The following is a 4,581-nucleotide window of genomic DNA, read 5'->3' as shown; positions in this document are numbered from 1 at the left end:
CTGCTGAGCGTCTACGAGGCCGACGTACGTGATCATCAGGCGCTCTCGGCGATCTTTGCGGAGAACCCCATCGATGCGGTCATCCACTTCGCCGGGCGGAAGGCCGTCGGCGAATCGGTGTGGATCCCCGTCGACTACTACGACACGAACGTCGGTGGCACGACGAGCCTGCTGCGGAGCATGCGGGAAAACGGCGTGCACCGCCTGGTCTTCTCCTCGTCGTGTTCCATCTACGGGGAGGCGGCCCGGATCCCGATCGACGAACAGGCCCCGGCCCGGCCGACGAACCCGTACGCCAGATCGAAATGGATGTGCGAACAGATCATCGCCGACGCCTGCCGGCAGCACCCGGAGCTGGCGGTCTATTCGCTGCGATACTTCAACCCGGTCGGCGCACATCCCAGCGGGTTGCTCGGCGAGGACCCCCGCGGCATCCCGCAGAACGTGATGCCCTATCTGATGCAGGTCGCCATCGGCAGGCTCGAACGGCTGAGCATCTTCGGCCGCGACTACGCCACCGCGGACGGTACGGCGGTGCGCGACTACATCCATGTCATGGACGTCGCCCAGGCGCACCGCATCGCACTGGAGCGGCTCGACGAGGTGACGGGACTGGAGACCCTCAATCTCGGCACCGGCGTGGGGACGTCCGTCCTGGAGCTCGTCCGGGCGGTCAGCGCGACCTGCGGAAAGTCCCTGCCGTACGACATCGTCGAACGGCGGCAGGGTGACGTGGCCGAACTGGTTGCCGACCCGGGGGCGGCGGCCCGGAAGTGGGGCTGGCGCACGACCCGGAACCTCGCCGCGATGTGCCGGGACGCGTGGCGCTTCCAGCTGCTGAATCCCGCCGGATTCGGCGACGACCTGACGAGGTCGGCCGCCATCCCGACGGCGCGATCGCTCGATGCGGACGCGATGCCCAGATCACCTGCACCAGACCATCGTTGACCATCGCTCGACGGCGACGATCACCGGCTACGAACGCCCTCAGGCAGGGGTTGAATCGGCTGCCTTGGCGGCCCGCTCGATCTGCGCGCGTCTGGCGTCCCAGAAGGCCGCGTCGCGCTGGGCGTCGGCGTCCCAGGCTGCTGTCCCGGTCGAGCCGTCGAGCTGTTCGCGCAGGATGTCGGCGTGTCCGGCGTGGCGGCTCGTCTCGGTGAGCAGGTGGACCAGGATGGTGAACAGCGTGACCTGTGGGCACGGCCACCAGGGCACGTAGCCGGGTGAATCGATGGCCAGGGCGCTGATCGTCGCGTCCGAGTGCTGCCACACGCGGCGGTAACGGTCGATGATTTCCTCGCGCGTCTCGTGCTCGGTCGCCCACATGTCGCCGCCACGCGCCTCGGCGTCGTCCCAGCGGCCCAGGGGTTCGGGAAACGGCCGCCCGAAGACCTCGCCGAAGTACGTGGCCTCCCAGAACGACAGGTGCTTGACCAGGCCGAGAAGATTGGTGCCGGGCGCGGTCAGGGGGCGGCGGATGTCGTACTCGCCGAGCCCGTCGAGCTTCCAGAGGATCGCCTCGCGAATCTCCCGCAGATCGCCGTGCAGATACGTCTTCGCGAAGTCATCGATCATGGGGCGTGAGCCTGCCACGGGCTCCCGGCGACCTCAACCTGCGACGACCACAAGGGGCCGAGCCGGACCGTCGCTCAGGTGGCGGGCTGGATGGCTCCGACGGTGCCGGCCCCGACCAGCGGCCGGCCGAGGAAGTCCACCGGTCCCGGATCGACATCGAAGAGCGACCGGAGGCGGAGGGCGCGACCGGCCAGCGGCGAATCGCGGCGCGGCGTGAGCGCTTTCGCCCGTTGCGCCGGTGAGCCGGCGCGATCGGCCCTGCCGAAACGCGGGTCTGCGCTCGATCCGACGACGCTCGCCCCGAGGCGTTCCTGCCCGGTCGCCGCGCGCCAGTCGTCCAGGTTGGCGTAGGACGCCCCGGCCCACGAAACGGCCCAGGCTCCCGATTCGGCGAAGAAGTTGTTGCCCTGCAGCAGGACGTCGGCCGTCGAGAAGTCGTCGGCGAGCACGAGGTTGGTCCCGCCCGAGACGATCAGGTTGTTCCGCAGGACGATGTTGGACAAGCCACCGAAGAACTTCTGCAAGCGGATGCCCGCGGGGGCCCAGCTCTTCGCCTCCATCACCACGGTGTTGTGGTAGACCTCGGCGTTGCTGACCGAACCGGCCAGGTGGATGCCCGCGTACGCCGCCGAAGAACGCGTCCATGATGTCCTGGAACCCGACGAACGGGCCCGCGCCGCCGGGACCGCCCGGCCCCGCGCCGCCGCCACCCGGGGCGAGCGGGTCGCCACCCAGGTCGACGATCTGCCGTTTCCGGTCGTCCGAGAGAACCTCGTACGCGGCGTTGATGTCCTTGAACTTCTCCTGGGCCTCCGGGTCCGGATTGACGTCCGGGTGGAACTGCCGCGCCAGCTTGCGGTAGGCGCGCTTGATCTCGTCGTCGGAGGCTTCCCGGGTCACGCCGAGAATGCCGTAGTAGTCCCTGGCCACTGCGTTCGGTGTCCTCATGTTCGTCTCGCGTTGCCGGTCGTCGGCCGGGGCCGGGTGCCGGCCCCTGCCCTGGATCAGTTCTGGGCCAGCAGCTCGCCCACGTAGCGTGCCACGGCCCTCACCGTGGCGATGGTGCCGGGGTAGTCCATCCGGGTGGGCCCGAGAACGCCCAGACCGCCGACGATGGTCGCGCCCGGGCCGTACCCGGTGCTGACCACCGAGGCGGCCCGCAGGTTGTCGATCTCGTTCTCGTCGCCGATCAGCACCCGGGTGGTGCTCGGCTCGGCCTCCCCGATGAGCTTGAGCAGCACGACCTCCTCCTCGAGGGCTTCAAGGATCGGGCGCAGCGAGCCCTGGAAGTCGAGCAGGCCGCCCCGGGTGAGGTTCGCGGTGCCGGCGAGCGCGATGCGCTCCTCGTGCCGTTCGACCAGTGTCTCCAGCAGCACCGTGGAGAGCGTGGTCATCGCCCCGCGCAGGTGCGGCGCGGACTCGTCGACCAACGCCTGGACCAGCGGCGGGGTCTCCGACAGCCGGCTGCCGACCAGCTTCTCGTTGACCAGCCGGCGCAGGTCGGTGACGTGGTCGGCGGGGATCGGGGCGGGCAGCTCCACCAGCCGCTGCTCGACCCGGCCGGTGTCGGCGATCATGACCAGCATCAGCCGGGTGGTGGAGATCGGCACCAGCTCCAGGTGGCGCACCGAGGAGCGGGCCAGCGACGGGTACTGCACCACGGCGACCTGCCGGGTCAGCTGGGCCAGCAGCCGCACGGTGCGGTGCACCACGTCGTCCAGGTCGACCGCGCCGACCAGGAAGCGCTCGATCGCCCGGCGCTCGGCCGGGCTCAGCGGCTTGACCCGGGACAGCCGGTCGACGAAGAGGCGGTAGCCACGGTCGGTGGGCACCCGGCCGGCACTGGTGTGCGGCTGCCGGATGTAGCCCTCCTCCTCCAGCACGGCCATGTCGTTGCGGACCGTGGCCGGCGAGACGCCGAGCTGGTGCCGCTCCACCAGGGCCTTGCTGCCGACCGGCTCCTGCGTGGCGACGTAGTCCTCGACGATCGCGCGCAGCACGGCGAGCTTGCGGTCGTCGAGACCCATCTCCCCACCTCCTGACGCAGGTCGGCCCGGAGCGACTGAGGCGCCCCGGGCGAGCGCACTGGCACTCGACTGTAGCGAGTGCCAGTCTACGTCGGCGTCCCCGCTGACGCGATGATCAGCGACGGACCACGGGTGCGCCCCGCCACCCGGACGGCGCGCCAGGGCCGATCATCCGGACATCCGGGGCGGTGTCGCTCTGGTGAGGGCTTGCCGGCAACCCCTACCGTGACGTCCATGACTGAACCACCTCGCCCTCCCGGAGCGGGGGACCCCGGCGACCGCCCGGACCCGACCGCCCCGTCCGGCTCGTCGTACGAGCCGCCCACCGCACCACTGTCCGGGGCACCCGGGGCGGGCGGCTATCCCCCGCCCGGTGGCTATCCGCCACCCACCGGTGACCAACCGCCGTCGGGCGGCTACCCACCGCCGGGCGGCTACTCCGCGCCGGGTGGTTACTCCACGCCGGGCGTCGGCTATCCGACCGCCGGCGGGTACGGCGCTCCCGGGTACGGCGCCCCGGGCGGCGGCTACGCCACCGACGACGACAAGAACTGGTCGCTGATCGCGCACTTCGGCGGCCCGGTCGGCGTGATCGTCGGCGGCAGCCTGCTCGGCTGGGTGGCGCCGCTGATCGCGCTCTCCGCCAAGGGCCAGCAGTCCCCGACCGTGCGGGCGCACGCCACGGCCTCGCTGAACTTCCAGATCACCTGGGCGATCGCCAACGTCATCGGCTTCGTCCTGGCCATCGTCACCTGCGGGGTGCTCTTCTTCATCCCGATCCTGACCGCGCTGGTGCCGATCATCTTCGGCATCATCGGCGGGGTGAAGGCCACCGAGGGCGTCGTCTACCGCTACCCGGCGAGCTACGCCTTCAAGAAGTGACCGGTCCCGGCCGGCCCACCCGGGCCGGCCGGGCCGCGCGTCGTCAGGGCAGCAGGTCGCGGACCACGGCGTCGGCCAGCAGCCGCCCGCGCAGGGT

At 70.8% G+C, this 4,581-nt stretch carries 5 protein-coding genes and 1 pseudogene; 2 read left to right on the top strand and 4 right to left on the bottom strand.

Annotated elements, in window-relative coordinates; all coding sequences use genetic code 11:
- Positions 1–948, top strand: a 948-nt coding sequence (gene galE, locus JNW89_RS28405; protein WP_238451446.1) for a UDP-glucose 4-epimerase GalE, incomplete at its 5' end; no start/stop codon positions are given.
- Between the two features lie 39 nt (positions 949–987).
- Here the strand turns inward: galE and JNW89_RS28400 are convergent.
- The 4 genes and pseudogenes from JNW89_RS28400 to hrcA all read right to left on the bottom strand — a co-directional run bounded on the left by JNW89_RS28400 (position 988) and on the right by hrcA (position 3,602).
- A complete protein-coding gene (locus tag JNW89_RS28400; RefSeq protein WP_238447416.1) occupies positions 988–1,575 on the bottom strand; it encodes a DinB family protein in 588 nt (195 codons plus the stop codon).
- 74 nt (positions 1,576–1,649) lie between these two features.
- Positions 1,650–2,141, bottom strand: a complete 492-nt coding sequence (locus JNW89_RS28395; protein ID WP_238451447.1) for a hypothetical protein — start codon at positions 2,139–2,141, stop codon at positions 1,650–1,652.
- Positions 2,142–2,190: 49 nt separating this feature from the next.
- Positions 2,191–2,505 (bottom strand): annotated as a pseudogene (locus JNW89_RS28390) (DnaJ domain-containing protein); the annotation flags it as partial.
- Positions 2,506–2,579: 74 nt separating this feature from the next.
- Positions 2,580–3,602, bottom strand: coding sequence for a heat-inducible transcriptional repressor HrcA (gene hrcA, locus JNW89_RS28385; RefSeq protein ID WP_154942492.1), 1,023 nt, complete (start codon positions 3,600–3,602; stop codon positions 2,580–2,582).
- Positions 3,603–3,836: 234 nt separating this feature from the next.
- Here hrcA and JNW89_RS28380 point away from each other — a divergent pair, with 234 nt between their 5' ends.
- Positions 3,837–4,484: a DUF4870 domain-containing protein gene (locus tag JNW89_RS28380; protein ID WP_238451445.1), complete on the top strand. Its 648-nt coding sequence runs from the start codon at positions 3,837–3,839 to the stop codon at positions 4,482–4,484.
- Positions 4,485–4,581: the final 97 nt, after the last annotated feature.

Source organism: Micromonospora sp. 4G55, assembly GCF_016803375.1.
This window is presented reverse-complemented; position numbering and strand designations above follow the sequence as displayed.